17 protein-coding genes are annotated in these 18,937 nt (G+C 62.0%); 4 read left to right on the forward strand and 13 right to left on the reverse strand.

Features of this window, described 5'->3' with window-relative positions; all coding sequences use genetic code 11:
* Positions 1-44 precede the first annotated feature (44 nt).
* The 8 genes from nadD to ACIQTS_RS10860 form a co-directional block, all read right to left on the reverse strand.
* Positions 45-650, reverse strand: coding sequence for a nicotinate-nucleotide adenylyltransferase (gene nadD, locus ACIQTS_RS10825; RefSeq protein ID WP_402473318.1), 606 nt, complete (start codon positions 648-650; stop codon positions 45-47).
* A gap of 2 nt (positions 651-652) precedes the next feature.
* Positions 653-865, reverse strand: coding sequence for a hypothetical protein (locus ACIQTS_RS10830; protein WP_105658498.1), 213 nt, complete (start codon positions 863-865; stop codon positions 653-655).
* A 118-nt stretch (positions 866-983) separates the two neighbouring features.
* The gene (locus tag ACIQTS_RS10835) at positions 984-2,270 is read right to left on the reverse strand and encodes a glutamate-5-semialdehyde dehydrogenase (protein WP_332727761.1); all 1,287 of its coding nucleotides are present in this window, start codon (positions 2,268-2,270) and stop codon (positions 984-986) included.
* 16 nt (positions 2,271-2,286) lie between these two features.
* Entirely contained in the window at positions 2,287-3,444 is a 1,158-nt protein-coding gene (gene proB, locus ACIQTS_RS10840) for a glutamate 5-kinase (RefSeq protein WP_402473321.1), read from the reverse strand.
* A 3-nt stretch (positions 3,445-3,447) separates the two neighbouring features.
* Complete coding sequence (gene obgE, locus ACIQTS_RS10845; protein WP_400288012.1) at positions 3,448-5,037, reverse strand: GTPase ObgE; 1,590 nt, start codon at positions 5,035-5,037, stop codon at positions 3,448-3,450.
* Between the two features lie 124 nt (positions 5,038-5,161).
* The gene (rpmA, locus tag ACIQTS_RS10850; protein WP_013349162.1) at positions 5,162-5,416 is read right to left on the reverse strand and encodes a 50S ribosomal protein L27; all 255 of its coding nucleotides are present in this window, start codon (positions 5,414-5,416) and stop codon (positions 5,162-5,164) included.
* 48 nt (positions 5,417-5,464) lie between these two features.
* The gene (gene rplU, locus ACIQTS_RS10855; protein WP_013349163.1) at positions 5,465-5,773 is read right to left on the reverse strand and encodes a 50S ribosomal protein L21; all 309 of its coding nucleotides are present in this window, start codon (positions 5,771-5,773) and stop codon (positions 5,465-5,467) included.
* Between the two features lie 228 nt (positions 5,774-6,001).
* Complete coding sequence (locus tag ACIQTS_RS10860; protein WP_332489128.1) at positions 6,002-8,845, reverse strand: Rne/Rng family ribonuclease; 2,844 nt, start codon at positions 8,843-8,845, stop codon at positions 6,002-6,004.
* Between the two features lie 606 nt (positions 8,846-9,451).
* On the opposite strand from ACIQTS_RS10860, the gene ACIQTS_RS10865 reads away from it, so the two are divergent.
* Together ACIQTS_RS10865 and ACIQTS_RS10870 are read left to right on the forward strand one after the other, a co-directional pair.
* Complete coding sequence (locus ACIQTS_RS10865; protein ID WP_332489127.1) at positions 9,452-10,075, forward strand: vitamin K epoxide reductase family protein; 624 nt, start codon at positions 9,452-9,454, stop codon at positions 10,073-10,075.
* A gap of 260 nt (positions 10,076-10,335) precedes the next feature.
* Positions 10,336-10,923 carry a GNAT family protein gene (locus tag ACIQTS_RS10870; RefSeq protein ID WP_332489126.1) on the forward strand — a complete coding sequence of 196 codons (588 nt, stop codon included), beginning with the start codon at positions 10,336-10,338 and terminating at the stop codon, positions 10,921-10,923.
* A 75-nt stretch (positions 10,924-10,998) separates the two neighbouring features.
* Here the strand turns inward: ACIQTS_RS10870 and ACIQTS_RS10875 are convergent, their stop codons facing one another.
* On the reverse strand, positions 10,999-11,217 hold the full coding sequence (locus ACIQTS_RS10875; RefSeq protein ID WP_332489125.1) for a hypothetical protein: 219 nt from the start codon (positions 11,215-11,217) through the stop codon (positions 10,999-11,001).
* A gap of 243 nt (positions 11,218-11,460) precedes the next feature.
* Between ACIQTS_RS10875 and ACIQTS_RS10880 the strand changes: the two genes are divergently transcribed.
* Positions 11,461-12,750 carry an AI-2E family transporter gene (locus tag ACIQTS_RS10880; RefSeq protein ID WP_402473326.1) on the forward strand — a complete coding sequence of 430 codons (1,290 nt, stop codon included), beginning with the start codon at positions 11,461-11,463 and terminating at the stop codon, positions 12,748-12,750.
* A gap of 352 nt (positions 12,751-13,102) precedes the next feature.
* Positions 13,103-13,309 carry a hypothetical protein gene (locus ACIQTS_RS10885; RefSeq protein WP_402473329.1) on the forward strand — a complete coding sequence of 69 codons (207 nt, stop codon included), beginning with the start codon at positions 13,103-13,105 and terminating at the stop codon, positions 13,307-13,309.
* Positions 13,310-13,372: 63 nt separating this feature from the next.
* On the opposite strand, the gene ndk is transcribed toward ACIQTS_RS10885, so the two are convergent.
* The 4 genes from ndk to ileS are packed head-to-tail and all read right to left on the reverse strand — an operon-like array spanning position 13,373 to position 18,876.
* Entirely contained in the window at positions 13,373-13,789 is a 417-nt protein-coding gene (gene ndk, locus ACIQTS_RS10890; RefSeq protein ID WP_105658488.1) for a nucleoside-diphosphate kinase, read from the reverse strand.
* 40 nt (positions 13,790-13,829) lie between these two features.
* Positions 13,830-14,264 carry a DUF4233 domain-containing protein gene (locus tag ACIQTS_RS10895; protein WP_105658487.1) on the reverse strand — a complete coding sequence of 145 codons (435 nt, stop codon included), beginning with the start codon at positions 14,262-14,264 and terminating at the stop codon, positions 13,830-13,832.
* A complete protein-coding gene (locus tag ACIQTS_RS10900; RefSeq protein WP_388022955.1) occupies positions 14,264-15,559 on the reverse strand; it encodes a bifunctional folylpolyglutamate synthase/dihydrofolate synthase in 1,296 nt (431 codons plus the stop codon). The genes ACIQTS_RS10895 and ACIQTS_RS10900 overlap by 1 nt, the downstream gene beginning before the upstream one ends.
* Positions 15,560-15,615: 56 nt before the next feature.
* Positions 15,616-18,876 (reverse strand): isoleucine--tRNA ligase, encoded by a 3,261-nt coding sequence (gene ileS, locus ACIQTS_RS10905; protein ID WP_400288019.1) that lies wholly within the window; start codon positions 18,874-18,876, stop codon positions 15,616-15,618.
* Positions 18,877-18,937: the final 61 nt, after the last annotated feature.

Raw genomic sequence — 18,937 nt, forward strand, 5'->3', positions numbered from 1 at the left:
CCCTTACCTAGAGATTATGCCGTGCTACCCCACCTTATGTGAGGTTACGACTCGGTATACAGCCCATATTTTGCAATGTACTGCACCACACCGTCCGGCACAAGATACCAAACCGGCTTGTCGGTGGCGACACGCTCCCGGCAATCGGTAGAGGAAATTGCCAGTGCCGGAATTTCCAATTGCGAGACATTGTCGCGACCCACATCCGCGATGACATAGCCAGGGCGGCTCACGCCAACGAAGTGGGCGAGGTCGAAGACCTGGTCGATGTCGCGCCAGCTCATGATCTGGCTCATCGCGTCGGCACCGGTAATGAAGAAGAGCTCCGCATCCGGGCGCAAGGCGCGCAGATCGAGCAAGGTGTCACGCGTGTAGGTGGCGCCTTCGCGGTCGACGTCGACCCGGCTTACGGTGAAGCGCGGGTTCGACGCGGTGGCGATCACGGTCATCAGGTAGCGGTGCTCAGCGCTGGTGACCTGGCGATCGGCCTTCTGCCAAGGCTGGCCGGTGGGCACGAAAACGACCTCATCCAGGCCGTACTCGGCGGCTACCTCGCTGGCAGCGACCAAGTGGCCATTGTGGATGGGGTCAAAAGTACCGCCCATCACGCCGAGGCGCAATGGGCGGTCTTGAGGCTTTTGCTCTGCCAAGACTAGTGGCTATGTGGTACGTGAGTCTTGAACTGGCGGTGGGTGTCCTCTGGTTCAGGCTTTGCCTCGTGGCGGTTGCCTACGTTGGTGTAGGAAACGGTAATCAGCAGCAGGACCATCAGTGCTGCGAAAATGCCACCACCGACGATCACAGCGAAAGTGTGAGGATCCATGCCGGTGGAAGCGGCTTCCGAAGCCAAAATCAGCGCGTTCAAGATAATTCTCCAGTCGTTTTCACGAGTTCGCTAAGCCAGCAACCTGGGCGGCTGGATCAGTAGCTCGAAAAGTAACGGTACGTTTCTTCTACATCGTACCGAAAAGGGCGGTCAGAAACTATTTGCGAATGTGCCCGTCGCCCTGGACGATCCACTTGGTCGTGGTCAGTTCGGCCAGGCCCATCGGGCCGCGAGCGTGCATCTTCTGGGTCGAGATGCCCACTTCTGCGCCCAGGCCCAGCTGCCCGCCGTCGGTGAACCGGGTCGAGGCGTTGACAATCACCGCAGCCGAGTCGATCTCCGCCACGAACCGCTCGGAAGCAGCCAGCGTGGAGGTGATGATCGCCTCGGTATGGCCGGTGGAGTAGGCGCGGATGTGCTCCAGGGCCTGGTCCATGCCATCGACGACCTTCACCGCGATATCCAAGTCCAGGTACTCGTTGCGCCAGTCATCCTCCCCCGCCGGGATGGTCGGCAGCTGCGGAACCAGCGCGGCGGCTCGGTCGTCCGTGTGCAATCTCACGCCGGCTGCGGCCAGGGCCTGCAGCACTGCCGGGGCCACAGCGGCATCCTTGTGGACCAGCAGGGTCTCCACGGTGTTGCAGACGCTGGGGCGGTGGGTTTTCGCGTTGAGCAGGATATCGACGGCCATTTCCTCGTCGGCGCTCGCGTCGAGGAAGATGTGCACATTGCCTTCGCCGGTTTCGATTACCGGGACCTTGGCGGTGGTGACCACGCGCTGGATCAGCTCGCGGCCGCCACGCGGGATGAGCACGTCGATCTTTCCACGCGCGCCCATCATGGCGTCGGCACCGGCGCGGCCGAATTCGTCGACCGAGATCACGATGTCGCGGGGCAGGGAGACGGACTCCAGCGCGTCGCGGATCACCGCGACCAGCGCCTGGTTGGAGTTCAGCGCCGCCGAACCGCCACGCAGCAGCACCGAGTTGCCGCTCTTGAGCGCCAGACCGGCGATGTCCACGGTGACGTTCGGACGCGCTTCGTAGATGGTGCCGATAACGCCCAGCGGGACGTTGACCTGGCGCATGCGCAGGCCGTTGGGCAGGGTTTCCCCGCGCACCACGCGACCGACCGGGTCGGGCAGGCCAGCGAGTTCATGCAGCGCGGAAATCAGGCCGTCGATGCGCTTGCCATCGAGCTTCAACCGGTCCAGCAGGGCCTCGGAGGTGCCATTGGCGCGGCCGGCAGCCAGATCCTTCTCGTTGGCGCGCAGGATCATCGCACGGTTCTGGTCGATGCGCGAAGCCATGGCCGCGAGGGCGCGGTCCTTCCAGTCGCGGTTGGCGCGCTTGAGGATCCGTGCGGCGCGGCGTGCACGGTCGGCCAGCTGGTGGACCGAGGTGGTGACGTCGGTGGTCGTTTCTTCGGTGTTTACGGCATCCATACTCATGCTCCTCATTCTAGAAAATGGGTTCGATCAAAGCTAGGTCGTCAACATGCACTACTGATCTGTCGTAACCTTCGCCCAGCTCTTCAACCAGATCCGTGGTGTTGTGTCCGAGCATCTCGGGCAGTTCAAGGGAGCTGAAGTTCACCAGCCCGCGAGCGAAGGGGGTTCCTTCCGCGTCGCAGATCTCTACGGCGTCACCAGCCTCGAATTCCCCGCGGACGGCGGTAATGCCGGCTGCCAGCAGCGAGTTGGTTCCCTTTTCGATGGCCTTGACTGCGCCGGCATCCAGGATCAGCTTGCCTTCGATGGAAGCCAGGTAGGCCAGCCAGACGTCGCGGGCCGAACGGCGGGAGTTGCGGGCGGCGAACCAGGTGCCCACATCCTGTCCGCGCAGCGCCTTGGCGGCATTGTCGGTGCTGGTCACCAGGGTAGGAATGCCCGCCGAGGAGCTCAGGGTCGCGGCATCGACCTTGGTGATCATGCCGCCGGTGCCGACTCCGGCTGCCCCCGGGGTGCCCAGGTCCACCGCTTCGAGTTCGTCGGGGTGCTCGATGGTGGTGATGCGGCTGCCGCCGTCATCAGGGTGCGCGTCGTAGACCGAGTCCACGTCGGAGAAGAGCAGCAGCGCGTCGGCCTTGACCAGGTGGGCCACAAGCGAGGCGAGGCGGTCGTTGTCGCCGAAGCGGATTTCGCGGGTGGCGACCGCGTCATTTTCGTTCACGATGGGCAGCACGCCCAGGTTCAGCAAGCGAACCAGGGAGCGCAGCGCGTTGGTGTAGGAAGAGCGGCGCATCAGGTCGTCGGCGGTGAGCAGCACCTGGCCTACGCGCTGGTCGTACTCATCGAAAAGCTGGGTGTACTGCGCCAGCAGCAGACCCTGGCCTACGGCCGCCGCGGCCTGCTGGGTGGCAAGGTCCTTGGGACGCTTGGCCAACCCGAGCGGGGCCAGACCGGCGGCAATGGCACCTGAGGATACAAGAATGACCTCGGTACCGTTGTCGACAGTTTCAGCGAGAGTGTCCACCAGGAACTTCAACCGCTCGTGGGATATCCCGCCGCTGACCGTGGTCAGCGAGCTGGATCCAACTTTGACCACTAAGCGCTTGGCTTGAGGCAGTTGGTGGGGCGAGGTAATGGCTGAAATTGTTTTGGTGGCACTTTCACTCATACTTTAATTTTCCTCCTGGGTTGCCTTTGGTTCCGCAGTCTTTCGTCCGTACTTGGAGTCAACCGATTCGGTCCAGACGCCGGCCTTGCGTTCGGCTTCCAGTTCGGCGCGAGCCGACGCCTTGGCCGCCCGGCGCTCTTCGTGCTCGGCACGCTTTTCCTCGCGGGTCTTGCGATCGCCGCGATCCTCGAGGCGGATGTCCTCGCCGCGTCGGCTGCCGCCGAGCAGTTCGGCGCCAGCTGCCATAGTTGGCTCCCAATCGAAGACCACTGCGTTGTCCTCGGCGCCGATGATTACCGCGTCCCCTGGCTTGGCACCGGCCTTGAACAGCTGGTTTTCGACGCCCAGCTTGGCCAGGCGGTCAGCCAGGTAGCCGACAGCTTCATCGTTGCGGAAATCGGTCTGCATAATCCAGCGTTCCGGCTTTTCACCGATAACTCGCCACATTGGCTCAAAGTTCTGCTCCTCGCGGCGGATGGTGAACTCGGCACGCTTGGTGGTACGTGGACGAATCACAGGCACCTCGACTACTGGGGCTTCAACAACCTGTTCAGCGCGTGCCTGCTCTACCAATTCAGCCATAGCGAAGGACAGATCACGCAATCCGTTACGCGAGAGCGCGGAGATCTCGAAGACGCGGTAACCGCGTTTTTCCAACTCAGGGCGCACGAATTCAGCCATGTCGGCACCGTCTGGCATGTCAACCTTATTAAGTGCGATCAGCTTCGGGCGCTCGATCAGCGGCACGATGGTGCCGTCGGTACCGGCGAAGGTGGAGTCGGCTTCGTAGTTGGCCAGCTCTGCTTCGATGATGTCCAGGTCGCTGATTGGGTCGCGGTCCGCTTCCAGCGAGGCGCAGTCCAGCACGTGCACGATGGCGGCACAGCGCTCAACGTGGCGCAGGAACTCGTGGCCCAGCCCCTTGCCTTCGGAGGCTCCAGGGATCAGGCCAGGCACGTCGGCGACAGTGAAGCGGGTTTCGCCTGCTTCGACGACACCCAGGTTGGGCACCAGGGTGGTGAACGGGTAGTCGGCGATCTTCGGGCGTGCCGCGGACAGGGCGGCGATCAGCGAGGATTTGCCGGCCGATGGGTAGCCCACCAGCGCGATATCCGCCATGGACTTCAGTTCCAGGACAATATCCTGGCCGGTTCCGGGAATGCCCAGCAACGCGAAGCCCGGGGCCTTGCGCTTGTCCGAGGCGATGGACGCATTGCCCAGGCCGCCCATGCCGCCTATTGCGGCGATGTATTCATCGCCCGGCTTGACCAGGTCGCCGAGGATGTCGCCGTCCTTGGTCTTGATGACGGTGCCGGCAGGTACGCCCAGGACCAGGTCCTCGCCGCTCTTGCCCGGGTGCAGACCGCCCTTGCCCGGCTCGCCGTTGCCAGCCTTGCGGTGCGGCAGGTGGTGGAAGTCCAGCAGCGTGGTGACCTGGGGGTCGACGCGCAGGATGATGTCTCCGCCCTTGCCGCCGTTGCCGCCGTCGGGACCGCCAAGCGGCTTGAATTTCTCACGCTTGATGGACACACAACCGTGGCCACCATTACCTGCGGTGACATGAAGGGTTACGCGATCAACGAATGCAGCCACGGGGCCATCTTCTCCTAGTACGGGGTTGCGAGGGATACTCGCTTAAAAGTCTAACTATGCACGCAAGGGGCGGACCGAAATCGGCCCACCCCTTGTGTACTAAAAAATTTGCCTGTTGCCTGAATTAGGCAGCAGCCACAATGTTCACCACGCGGCGACCACGACGGGTGCCGAACTCGACTGCGCCAGCAGCCAATGCGAACAGGGTGTCATCCTTGCCACGGCCTACGCCGGCGCCTGGGTGGAAGTGGGTGCCACGCTGGCGAACGATGATTTCGCCTGCCTTGACTTCCTGTCCACCATAGCGCTTTACGCCTAGGTACTGTGCGTTGGAATCGCGACCGTTGCGAGTGGAACTCGCACCTTTCTTATGTGCCATGCCTTTTAGCCTCTTTCGCTACAAAAATGGATTCTACGATTGCCTGAATTAGGCGATCGAGGTGACCTTGACCTTGGTCAGAGCGGCACGGAAGCCCTGGCGCTTCTTGTAACCGGTCTTGTTCTTGTACTTCTGGATTACGATCTTCTCGCCGCGAAGGTTTTCTACAACCTCAGCGGTGACCGTGACCTTAGCCAGATCGGCAGCTGCGGAAGTTACCTTCTCGCCATCTACCAACAGCAAAGCTGGAAGCTCGATGGAGCTGCCTGGGGCAGCCTGAAGACGGTCAACGGTGATGAGGTCTCCAACGGAAACCTTCTCCTGGTGGCCGCCTGCGCGGACAATTGCGTACACCACGTGGGTACTCACTTCTACTCGACGTTTATTGTCTTACCGGCGCAGATATCGACCCGAACACCCACAAAGTGGATGCGATCCCGGGGATCTCATGCGCTTGTGCCTTGACGCCGAGCGGACCAAAAGTCCGTGATCTTGGCGTTTAGCACCGATCAACTAGATTACGCTAGTCCACACCGCTGGAGCAAATACAAACTGCCCCAGCGAGGGAAGCGTGATCAAGTTCATCTATTTCAGTTCGCGTACTGGAACACCCACACCGAGCATTACCGGTTGCCCGGCAGGCTCAGCTGGCTTATCTTTCTGCGAACCGGAGGCATCCATCTGAACTACCGAACCGGTAGCGGCGGATACCTCTGCCACGAGAACCTCTGCAGTCGCATCGCCCTGGACCGAGGTGGCCCGACGACTGCGACGCTTTGGCTTCGTGGAATTCTGTGGGGCTGCCGCGGTGGCGGCAACTGGGACGGAAGCCGCGGGGCTGCTGGACTCAGCAGGGGCGCTGGCAGCAGGCATGGCCAGGCCGGTGAGCACCGGCTGGTCCTGCTGTGCCGCTTCCTGCGGACGCGAAGCACGGCGTGAACGCTTGCGCGGCTGCTCCTGGGACGTCGAGGCGGCAACAGGTTCAGGAGCAGCCTGCTGCTCCTGGTTGGCCTGAGCTTCCTCGTTGCCCGAAGCGTTTTCCTCGGACTGGTTGCGTCCGCGTCCACGGGAGCGTGAACGGCGGCGCGGCTTGCGGCTGCCGTCCTGCTCGTCGCTGGACTCATCCTGGCCCGGCAACGCTGCTTCCAGCGCTTCCAGGGTAACCGAGGCCTCGGTGCCCTGCGCAGACGCCGCGGACTTGGCCACAGGAATCTGTTCGCCCTCGATGCTCACTGCGTTTTCAGCAGCGGCATCCAGGTGCGAAGCGGCGGCAATGCTGGCCAGGGCGTTGCGCGTGGCTTCGTCCTTCTCCCCTGCTGCCGGCTCCTGCTTCTCAACTGGCTTCTGCTCGTCCTTCTCGCCGCCACGACGGCGGCGGGAGTTGCGGCTTGGCTTGTCGTTGAACTTCTTGCTGTGCGCTTCGCCCTGCGAGTTGAAGGTCTTGCGCGATTCAACTGGCTCTTCGTGGGTGATGAAGCCAGCACCTGCACAGTGCTCGCACTCTTCACCGAAGACTTCGAGCAGGCCGGTGCCCATGCGCTTGCGCGTCATCTGGACCAGACCCAGCGAGGTCACTTCAGCAACCTGGTGCTTGGTCCGGTCGCGGCCCAGGCACTCCACCAGGCGGCGCAGCACCAGATCGCGGTTGGATTCCAGGACCATGTCGATGAAGTCGATGACGATGATGCCGCCGATGTCACGCAGGCGCAGCTGGCGGACCACTTCTTCGGCCGCTTCCAGGTTGTTCTTGGTCACGGTCTCTTCGAGGTTGCCGCCCGAACCGGTGAATTTGCCGGTGTTCACGTCGATGACGGTCATCGCTTCGGTGCGGTCGATGACCAGCGAACCACCCGAAGGCAGGAAGACCTTGCGGTCCAGCGCCTTGGCGATCTGCTCGTCCACACGGAAGTTGGCGAAGATGTCCTCTTCGGCTTCCCACTTCTCCAGGCGGCCCATCAGATCCGGCGCCACGTACATGACGTAGGCCTCGATGGTGTCCCAGGCGTGGTCACCGGAGACGATCAGCTTGGTGAAGTCCTCGTTGAAGACGTCGCGGACCACCTTGATGGTCAGATCGGGCTCCGAGTACAGCAGTTCCGGAGCCAGGGTCTTGGTGGAGTTGGCCTGCTCTTCGATGCCTTCCCACTGCGCACGCAGCCGGTTGATATCGTTGGTCAGTTCCTCCTCGGAAGCGCCTTCGGCGGCGGTGCGCACGATGACGCCCGCGTTTTCCGGCAGGTGGTCCTTCAGGATCTTCTTCAGGCGCTGGCGTTCGACATCAGGGAGCTTGCGCGAGATGCCGGTCATCGAACCACCTGGCACGTAGACCAGGTAGCGGCCAGGCAGGGAGATCTGGCTGGTCAGCCGGGCGCCCTTATGGCCTACCGGGTCCTTGGTGACCTGCACCAGGACCGAGTCGCCAGCCTTCAGGGCGTTCTCGATACGGCGCGGCGCGCCTTCGAGAGCCGCTACGTCCCAGTTCACTTCGCCTGCGTACAGCACGGCGTTGCGGCCGCGGCCGATATCCACGAAAGCAGCTTCCATGGATGGCAGCACATTCTGCACCTTGCCGACGTACACGTTGCCGATCAGCGAATCCTGCTGGGTCTTGGAGACGAAGTGCTCTGCAAGCACTCCATCTTCCAGTACGCCGATCTGGATGCGGTCCTCGCGCTGGCGCACGATCATCTTGCGCTCGACGGATTCGCGGCGGGCCAGGAACTCGGCCTCGGTGATCACCTGGCGGCGGCGACCGGTTTCGCGTGATTCGCGGCGGCGCTGGCGCTTGGCTTCCAATCGGGTGGAACCGCGCACCGAAGCGACCTTGTCGTTGACCGAGCTGTGGCTTTCGATACTGCCACGCGGGGCGCGCACACGGGTAACGGTGTTCGGCGGATCATCCTGCGAGCCGCCCTCAAGTTCCAGATCCACTTCCCCGCGGCGACGGCGGCGGCGGCGGCGCGAAGTCACGTCGTCGGCATCGGCGTCTGCCTCGGGATCTGCGGCAGCTGCGCGGCGAGCAGGTTCCTGCTTCTTCGCAACAGCCTGGGCCAGAACAGCCTGAGCTGTTTCCGGCACGGCGAAAGGATTCAAGATCATGGTGCTGCCGTGTTCGGCCAGCAGCATGCCGGTCTGGTCAACGTCGTTCGCTTCCTCAACCGGTGCAACTTCCTGCTCGGCCGGGGCAGCGATTTCAGCGCTCTGCTCCTGGACGTCTTCCTGCTTGTCCTGGACGTCTTCCTGCTTGGCCGCGGCGACCTCTACGGCCTCGTCATTCGCGGTATTGCGCACTGCCTGCGCCCGGCGTTCGGCCTGGCGGCTGGCCCGCTTGGTGGAATCAGGGGTGGAAATCTGGGTGCGGCGGGTGGCCCGCCAGCGGTATGGGCTTTCCTCGACGCCGGCAGCGGCATTGAGTTCGGCCAAGGTCATGGCGCGACGCAGTGGTCGCGCGGGTGTGGTTGAAACACTGGTACGGCGGGCTCGTGTTGAACGGTTGCCCCGCTTATTACCTTGCGTTCCGCCCTTTCGTTGATTTGCTGCGCTCATTTAAATTCGCGTACTCCTACTATGTCCCGCTCGGGCATCCTCCACAGACGGCGCCGTTGCTGAAACTACAATCATCACGTGTCGCTTGGCCTACTTATCTTCCAGTAGTCCGGACACAAAAGCTCGCTATTTTCCGCGGGTTCGACGCTGGTCCAAATTTCTGAACCAGGCGCAAATCCTGCGGATCAACGTGGCCTAAGAAAACCGGCTGCTTTCCTTTGCAGCCCTACGATCCGCGGTATTCCCCCGGGAGGCGCACATATTGGGCACTCAACCGAAGCGATGCATCGCCTGTCGATCTGTTGTTTCAAAAGTCTATCGTCGGGTTGAAAGCAGACTGTGGATCCGCGAACAACCACTCCCATTCTCTCATATTTCGTTCACGCCTTGTTCATTGCTTCTCACCAGATGCACAGAAATGCTTCCTAGGATGAAAAAGGCCTTGGCGGAATAACCCGCTTTCCTATGAACTTATGGAATAGTCAAAACATGGTTTCATCACAAGAAAATAGCCACGGCTCGGGCGTGTTGCCCTGGTGGGCTAAGGAACGCGGCTTCGGGCTGTTCATCATCGTTACGGGATTGATCTCTTGGCTCGCCGCCGGAATCCTGGTCCTGGAACGCTTGGAGTTGTACAAGAACCCCGACTACATCACCAGTTGCGACGTCAATCCCTGGATCTCCTGTGGCACCGTGATGAAATCCGAGCAGGCAGGAATCTTCGGATTCCCCAATCCCTTCTTCGGGATCGTTTGCTTCGCTGTTGTTATCGCCATCGGCTTCGCCCTGCTGGCCGGCGCAACAAACCTGAAGCGCTGGTTCTGGCTGTGCTTCCAGCTGGGCATCACCGCCGCTATGGGCGTGGTGATCTGGTTCTGGTCCCAGGCCCTGTATGAAATCAACGCCCTGTGCCCTTACTGCATGGTCGTGTGGGCCATGACGATTCCCTTGTTCGTGTTCACGACCGCACGCAATGTGCTTACCGGCGTGATTCCTGCTGGAGCCGGCGTGAAAAAGTTCTTCGCCGAGTGGAGCTGGATCATTACCGCCGTCATCTGGGCGCTCGTTGCCGCATCGGTCGTCCTGCGTTTCCCGCTCGCCTTCTTCGGCTAGAGCCCGGCTTCCATGCCCACCTGCGGGGCCGCTACTTCGGTAGCGGCCCCGCAGTGCTGTTCCTGGCGCTCCCCCACCCCGCCGCCAACCAGGTCGGCCGGCCTTGTGTCACTGCTTGTTGCACCCCGGCGCGCCACCGGTGCCAAGACATCCCGCTTCGGCCTCCGATCCGCGTCAAAACGTCCATCGGCAAGGCCGGAAAGGGTTCGCCGTCAACGATCTTCCGGATACTGTCCAGCTAGACCCGGTAGATTAGAAGCATGGCAAGTGACATATGGAACACAGAAAATGCCCAGGACTACGGAATCAACCTGCTGATTTCCGAACACCTTCGGCTCCGTGAACTACAAGAGGAAGATCTTGCGTTCCTCACCCAATGGTGGAATAGCCCAGAATTCATGGCCCTGCAGGGCAACCTGGTACTTCCCCACCCGATCACCGAAGCCGCAGAACTCTTCAAGTCGCGCAGCGTCAACCGTGGCACTACCGACGGCGTGGGACTTTCCATCACGCTTCCCGACGACACGCTGATCGGGCACACCGCTTTGTACGACTACAACGCGCCGGCCCGTTCCGCCGAATTGATGATCATGATCGGTGGTTCAAATGTGGGCCAAGGCTATGGCACCATGGCCACCAAGATGATCATCGACTACGGCTTCCGCGAGATGGGCTTGAACCGCATCGGCTTGAACGCCTGGGCGTACAACGAGCGCGCACTGCGCACCTTCAACCGCGCAGGGTTCCGCGAAGAGGGCCGAGTGCGCCAGGCTGGATTCCACGATGGGTCGTTCCACGACAAGATCATCATGGGCCTGCTGGCCAAGGAGTACTTCAACGCCAAGTAGTCCGCACAGGCAGAGAACGAGACCTTAACAGAGCTGGGGCCGCGCATTGCGCGGCCCCAGCTCTGCTGCGTCAGTTCACTTCTGGACCAGACCCGCATAATCGGTCTGATAGCCCGTCACCGGCTGGTGAGGGATTTCCTCCCAGCGTTCTGGATCTTCTTGTTGGACTTCGCCCGATGCCATTCCGAGCAGCAATTCCTTGAGCGCAAGAACATTTTGGCGAATCAACTTGCCGCGGGACTTCTGCCCGAGGCTTCCGTCACTGCTATTTCCACTGGTTTCAAAGAAGACCACCGGGTTTCGATGCCCGTCGGCATTGATCCCCCGCTAGTTCAAGCCCAGCATCATTGCAGAGACGACGCCGCAGGAATGCCGGGGAAATCAGCCCGTGGGTGCACGAATCGATGCATTCGGGCACGAAAACGGGTTAGTGGCCAGTGTGAACGCCAAAAAATCAGCATTTCGGTGTTGCCTTGGGACCTTGTCAAGTCGTTAGCCTATTGTTAGAGCTATCAGAACCAGCTACAAGGAGCGACTATGGCTTTTTTCCGTAAGGTCAGGCCCGCCGCGTTGTTGAAAAAGCAACCTCCGGACGACAAGCCGACACCTGCCGAGCACCACCGTGTTCCGGCCAGGGACGCCAAACCAGATTTCACGGTCACCAGCCTGTGGACCGACTTGCTAGGACGCCTAGGCATTCGAAGCGCCCAGCTGCTGGTAGTTGGCGCGCTGGCAACATTCCTCATCATCGGCATGCTCCGCTTGACCATGATCGTGATCCCGACGTTGCTGGCCGTCATCATTTCCTGTGCGTTGTGGCCCCTGGTGGTCAAGCTGCGCAAGTTTGTTTCCCCGATGCTGGCAGCATGGATCGTTTTTCTCGGATCCCTATTGGTCCTCGGAGGCATTGGCACCGGCCTGGTCTTCTCGGTCATCAAGGAATGGCCAAAGCTCGTTGACCAAGCTGTTGAGGGCTTCAACCAGCTCAACGACATGGTTCAGGGCTTCATCGGCACGATGCCTTTCAGCGTCGACCAGAGCCAGATCGATAATGTTGTCGAAACGGTAACCGGCTTCTTGACCAGTTCCCAGTTCGGCACCGGCGCTTTGAACACGCTGAGCGCAGCAGGCAGCTTCGTGACCGGCCTGGTCCTGCTGCTGGTGATCCTGTTCTTCTTCCTGAAGGACGGCGACAAGATCTGGGCCTTTGCCGTGTCGTGGACTCCACGCCACTACCGCAACAAGTGGATTCTTTCCGGCGACCGCGCGCTGCGCACCTTCGGCGGCTACATCCGCGGTACTGCCACCGTGGCCGCGGTGGATGCTTTGGGCATCACCGCGACGCTGCTGATCGTGCAGGTTCCATTGGCCATCCCGCTAGGCGTCATTGTCTTCCTCGGTTCCTTCGTGCCGATGGTAGGTGCCACCGTTGCCGGCATCCTGGCCACGCTGATTGCATTGGTTACCAACGGACCTGTGGTGGCGCTGATCGTGCTGGCTGCGGTGATCCTGGTGAACCAGCTGGAGGGCAACTTCCTGCAGCCGGTCGTCATGGCCAACGCCCTGAGCCTGCATGCACTGGTCGTGCTGATGGCACTGACCGCAGGCACCGTCCTGGCAGGCATCGTTGGCGCCGTCCTGGCGGTGCCACTGGTGGCCGCTTCATGGGCGGTGATCAAGGTATGGACCGGGCGCGACAAATCCGATGCGGTGGCTGAAGCCAGCGAGGACATCAAGTCTGAAGTCGAGATCAGCGAAGAGCAAGCGGCTTTCGACAAACTCGAAGCGAAGGAACAGCACCAGGAATCCCTGAAGGATTCCGAGTAGCTGTTGCGGCTGGGGCGCTCCTGCACGTCAGGGGCGTCCTTCCTTTTGCCACTTAAATGCTCTTGATCGAATTATTTCCGATTAATTCTCAAAGAGTTCACACCCTCATCCAGCCCCGGCTTCCCGGGGTTTTCGCGCTGGGGACAAGACCGGTGGACCCGATCCCGCGTTGCCGTGGATGTGGTTTGTGTGTTTAATGTGACTGAAGTGATGGAAGTGGAGCGACGCGGGATGCGCAATCGCCTTGAGAAGTTTTGCTGCATGTCTTCGTTTTCCCCAACAGGGAAAACCCGCGCCACGCTTCGCCCGCAATCAATGTGCTAACGCGCACTGAAGACTGGGAGGTATCCACGTGCTGGAATTCAGCAATGACGGAGCAGATAAGTATCTTTCGCACATAGTCGGCCCTATCACCGACCACCACCAGGTGGTCAGGATCGGCGCTGCAGAGCAGCTGCCGCTGGACTCGACCGCACAGGCGCTCGGAAGTTCGGTGCAGCAGGCAGCTAGCCCGCAAGGAGCTATGCTCGCCCGGGACAGTTTGGATGACTGGTTCTAGGACCCGCTTCCAGGCATGAAAAATCCCGGCAGTTTCCAACTGCCGGGATTTTCGCGTTTCGATCTACTTGCCGAACCAGATGCCGATCTCGCGCTCGGCGGACTCGACGGAGTCCGAACCGTGGACCAGGTTCTGCTGGACCTTCAGGCCCCAGTCGCGGCCGAAGTCGCCACGGATGGTGCCTGGAGCCGCGGTGGTCGGGTCGGTGGTGCCAGCCAGCGAACGGAAGCCGGGGATAACGCCCTGGCCTTCAGCCACGATCGCCACCACCGGACCGGAGAGCATGAACTCAACCAGCGGCTCGTAGAATGGCTTGCCTTCGTGCTCTGCATAGTGCTCGGCGAGCAGCTCGCGAGTAGCTTCCAGCTGCTGCAGCTTGGCAATGGTGTAACCCTTGGCTTCAATGCGGCCAAGGATCTGTCCGGTCAGACCGCGCTTGACGCCATCTGGCTTGACCAGGATCAGGGTACGTTCAGTCATGTGACTACCTCTTCGTATCGTTGATGTACTTCTTAGGTTCTCAGGCTTGCTCGGGGTTCGCCTTTTCCCAGGCTTCTTGGGCGGCGGCGCGGCGCTTGTTCACTGCGTCGATTTCGCCGCCCTTGTTCAGCGCATACCACCAGCACAGGGCGAAGGCCGCTGCGAGGTAGAACATGTCCGGCAGGATGAAGCCGCACAGGAAGAACACTACCTGCAGGATCCAGCCGATGATGTAGCCGATCTTCTTGCCCAGCAGGGCGCAGTTGAAGATGCACAGCAGCGCCACGGCAGCGCCGAGGCTGAGCACGACCACCGGTTCTCCGCCACGCTTGAGCCCGAAGGCCGCGAGGGTGACGAACACCGCCAGCAGCGCCTCGCAGACCAGCACTGTTGATGCGAACATCATTTTCGTGGAGCGCTGCTTCTTCTTCATCCCAGGACGCCACTCGCGCTGGGCACGGGTGAGTTTAGCCATCAGGATTCGCCTCCCTTGAGCAACAGTGAAATCTCGCCCACCAGTGTAATCGAACCGGTCACCAGCACGCCGCCGGACAAGTCGTTGCCTGCCTCGGCGCGGCCCACCGACCATTCGATGGCATCTTCCAGGTCCTCGGTGACGTGGATGTCCTCTTCCGGCCAGCCAGCGTCGATCGCCATGGTGGACAGTTCGCCGGCCGGGATGGCCCGCGGCGAGGACGACTGGGTGATGCAAATGTCCTCAACCATGTCACCGTACTGCTCGCGCATGGTGTAAAGCATTGCTTCGGCGTCCTTCTCCTGCAAGATGCCAACCATCAGCACCAGGCGGGTGAAGCCGAAGGATTCCTTGATCGCCTCTGCGGTGACGCGGATGCCATCCGGGTTGTGGCCGGCATCCACCAGGATGCTCGGTGCCGCGCGGACCAGTTCCAGGCGGCCCGGGCTGGTGGCGGCCGCGAAGCCGTCGCGGACCAGATCGGCATTCAGCTCGCGCTGGCCGCCGCCCAGGAAGGCCTCCACCGCAGCCAAGGCCACGGTGGCGTTCTGCGCCTGGTGGGCACCGAACAATGGCAGGAAGATCTCGTCGTAGCGCGCCGCTTGGCCCTGGATGGACAGCAGCTGCCCGCCCACGCCATGCTGGCGTTCCAGGAGCTTGAAGTCCAGGCTGTCGAAAGCTGCCGGCACCTCAAGCTCGCGGGCGCGAGCCAGCAGCACGTCGGCGGCATCCACCGGTTGCACCGAAGAGACCAGGTAGCCGCCGGGCTTGAGGATGCCGACCTTTTCTTCGGCAATCTCGCCCGGGGTATCCCCCAGCAGATCGGTGTGGTCCAAGGAGATCGGGGTGATCACCGAAACGTCGGCATCTGCCACGTTGGTGGCGTCGGTGATGCCGCCCAGGCCGACTTCGAGCACCACGACATCCACCGGAACCTCGGCGAAAACCGCGAAGGCCAGGATGGTGACAGCTTCGAAGTAGGTCAGCTTGTTTTCGCCGCGCTCGACGAGCTCGGTGTCCACGATCTGAAGGAACGGGCTGATTTCATCCCACACGCGCACGAAGGTCCCGTCGTCTACCGGGGCACCGTCAATGGCGATGCGCTCGGTGACCGAGATCAGGTGCGGCGAGGAGTAGCGGCCGGTGCGCAAGTCGTGCGCCATCAGCAGCGACTCGATCATGCGTGCGGTCGAGGTCTTGCCGTTGGTGCCGGTGATGTGGATGACCGGGCAAGCCTTGTTCGGCTCGCCGAGGATCTCCATCGCGCGGAACATCGGATCCATGCGCGGTTCCATCTTGTTTTCCGGCGCACGGGAGAGAAGTTGCGCGTAGACGCGGTCCAATTCGCTCACTAGTTGGCCTCGACTTTGCCAGAATCCAGCTTGGCCACGGTGACCTGCTCGCCATCTACCGAATCATCGGCGACAAGTTCCAGCTGCGCGGTCAGGGTTTCAGCTGCCACCAGCTCGCGGTTCGCTTCCAGTGCCGCGATGGCGGCCGTGTTGGCGGTGACCACGGTGTGGATGCGATCCGATACCTGCAGGTCCGCGTCCTTGCGGGCGGACTGGATGGAGCGGATCATGTCGCGTGCGGTGCCTTCGGCAGCCAGTGCCTCGGTGACCTCGGTATCCAGCACCAGGAAGCCGCCGTCGATGACTGCCGCGGCAATTTCGCCTGCTGCATCCACCACGGTGTCCAGGGTGTATTCGCCCTCGGCCAGTTCCAGTCCGCCCGCGGTGACCACCCCGTCGGTGACCGACCAGTCCCCGGACTTGGCGCCCTTGATCGCCTGCTGCACGTTCTTGCCCAGGCGCGGACCGGCCGCACGGGCGTTCACTACCAGCTGCTGGCTGATGCCGTAGCTGGCGGCGTCGACGCCTTCGGCATCGATCAGGGTGACGGCCTTCAGGTTCAGCTCGTCCTTGATGATCGACGCGTAGGTGCCTTCCAGGCGGGCAGCGCCGGTGAGCACGACCTTCAGCTCGGCCAGCGGCAGGCGCACGCGCAGGTTCTTGGCCTTGCGCAGCGAGGAGCCCACGGAACAGATCTTGCGGGTGGTTTCCATAGTTTCCAGCAACGCGGCATCGGTTGGGAATTCGCTGGCGTCCGGCCAGTCCTCCAGGTGCACCGAGCGCTTGCCAGTCAGCCCGCGGAAGATCTCTTCGCTGGCCAGCGGCAGCAGCGAAGCGGTGACCTTCACCAGGGTTTCCAGCGCGGTGTACAGGGTGTCGAAGGCCTGGGTGTCTTCATCGAAGAAACGCTGGCGGCTACGGCGCACGTACCAGTTGGTCAGGGTGTCCATGTACTGGCGTACGGCCTCGGTAGCATCGGAGACCTCGTAGGAATCCAGTGCCTCGGTGACTTCGCGCACCAGCTGGCCCGTGGCAGCCAGCATGTACTGGTCCAGCGGGTCGGTGGAGTCCATCGAGCGCTTGGCCTCGTAGCCGGCCCCGTTGTTGGCGGAGTTGGTGTAGAGGTTGAAGAAGTGCCAGACGTTCCACAGCGGCAGCAGCACCTGGCGCACGCCATCGCGGATGCCCTGTTCGGTCACGACCAGGTTGCCGCCGCGCAGGATCGGCGAGGCCATCAGGAACCAGCGCATGGCATCGGAGCCGTCGCGGTCCAGGACCTCGGTGACATCCGGGTAGTTGCGCAAGGACTTGGACATCTTCTGTCCGTCCGAGCCCAGCACGATGCCGTGGGAGATCACGTTGGTGTAGGCCGGGCGGTCGAAGAGCGCGGTGGAGAGCACGTGCATGGTGTAGAACCAGCCGCGGGTCTGTCCGATGTACTCCACGATGAAGTCCGCCGGGTGGTGGCCGGAATCGAACCATTCCTGGTTGTTGAACGGGTAGTGCACCTGGGCGTACGGCATCGAGCCGGAGTCGAACCAGACATCGAGCACGTCTTCCACGCGCTTGAGGGTGCCGGATTCGGCGCAGCCCTCATGGGCCTTGGTCAGCTCGTCGATGAATGGGCGGTGCAGGTCAGGCTGGCCTTCGTGGTTAACCGGCATGCGGCCGAAGAAGTCCTGCATTTCCTGCAGCGAGCCGAAGACTTCGCGGTGCTCGCATTCGGCACCGCTGCATTCCCACACCGGGATCGGCGAACCCCAGTAGCGGTTGCGCGAGATGGACCAGTCGCGGGCGTTTTCCAGCCACTTGCCGAACTGGCCGTGCTTGACGTTGCCCGGGATCCAGTTGATCTGCTCGTTCAGCTCGACCATGCGGTCCTTGAACTTGGAGACCTCGACGTACCACGAGGAGATCGCGCGGTAGATCAGCGGGGTGCGGCAGCGCCAGCAATGCGGGTAGGAGTGCTCGTAGGAGGCCTGCTTGACCAGCTTGGCCTCGTCCTTGAGCACATTGGTGATGGTCTTGTTGGCGTCGAAGACCTGCACGCCGGCGATCTCGGCCAGCGGACCGTTGCCGAAGACCGGCAGGAACTTGGCGCCCTCGTCTACCGAGAGGATCACCGGGATGCCGTGCTCTTCGCAGACCTTCTGGTCATCCTCGCCGTAGGCCGGAGCCTGGTGCACGATGCCGGTGCCGTCGGCCACAGTGACGTAGTCGGCGGTGAGAATCTGCCATGCGTTTTCGGTGCCGTACTTCTCGGTGTCGGTGTAGGTGTCCCACAGCGGCTGGTAGCGCACGCCGGCAAGCTGCTCACCGGTGTAGCTGGCGGTGATGGCCGCAGCGGCTTCCTTGGCATCCTTGTAGCCCAGGTCCTTGGCGTAGGAGCCGAGCAGGTCGCGGGCCAGCAGGAATGGCCCGGCGGCGGCCGAAGCCTTCACGCCGGCTTCGCCTGCAGGAACCACGACATAGTCAATCGCCGGGTGCACGGCCAGTGCGGCGTTGGTTGGCAGGGTCCACGGGGTGGTGGTCCACGCCAGGGCCTGCACGCCGGCAAGTGCCTTGGAGGCTTCGGTTTCACCGGCAAGGATGGTGAAGCCCACGGTGACGGTCTGGTCCTGGCGGTTCTTGTAGACGTCGTCGTCCATGCGCAGCTCGTGGTTGGACAGCGGGGTCTCGTCCTTCCAGCAGTATGGAAGCACGCGGAAGCCCTTGTAGGTCAGGTCCTTGTCCGAAAGCTGCTTGAAGGCCCAGATGACCGATTCCATGAACTCGACGTTCAGGGTCTTGTAGTCGTTTTCGAAGTCGACCCAGCGAGCCTGGCGGTTCACGTACTGCTTCCACTCATCGGCATACTTCATCACCGAGGTGCGGCAGGCGTCATTGAACTTGTCGATGCCCATGGCTTCGATCTGCTTCTTGTCGGTCATGCCCAGCTGCTTCATGGCTTCCAGCTCGGCTGGCAGGCCGTGGGTGTCCCAGCCGAAGCGGCGCTCCACGCGCTTGCCGCGCTGGGTCTGGTAGCGCGCTACCAGGTCCTTGACGTAGCCGGTGAGCAGGTGGCCGTAGTGCGGCAGGCCGTTGGCGAAGGGAGGGCCATCGTAGAAGACGAATTCTTCGCCCTCGCGCTGGTCAATGGAGGCCTGGAAAGTGTCGTCGTTCTTCCAGTATTCGAGGACGCGCTTCTCAAGATCTGGGAATCGCGGTGAAGCCGGGGTCGAACCGGTTGGGTCTGTAGTGACCTTCGGGTAGAAGCTCATCGAATGGGCCGTCCTTCAAGCGTAGGGTCGATAAATCCTTGCCTACGAGGACGGCACGAAT

The sequence above is a fragment of the Glutamicibacter sp. NPDC090743 genome (assembly GCF_044769125.1).
GTDB lineage: Bacteria > Actinomycetota > Actinomycetes > Actinomycetales > Micrococcaceae > Glutamicibacter.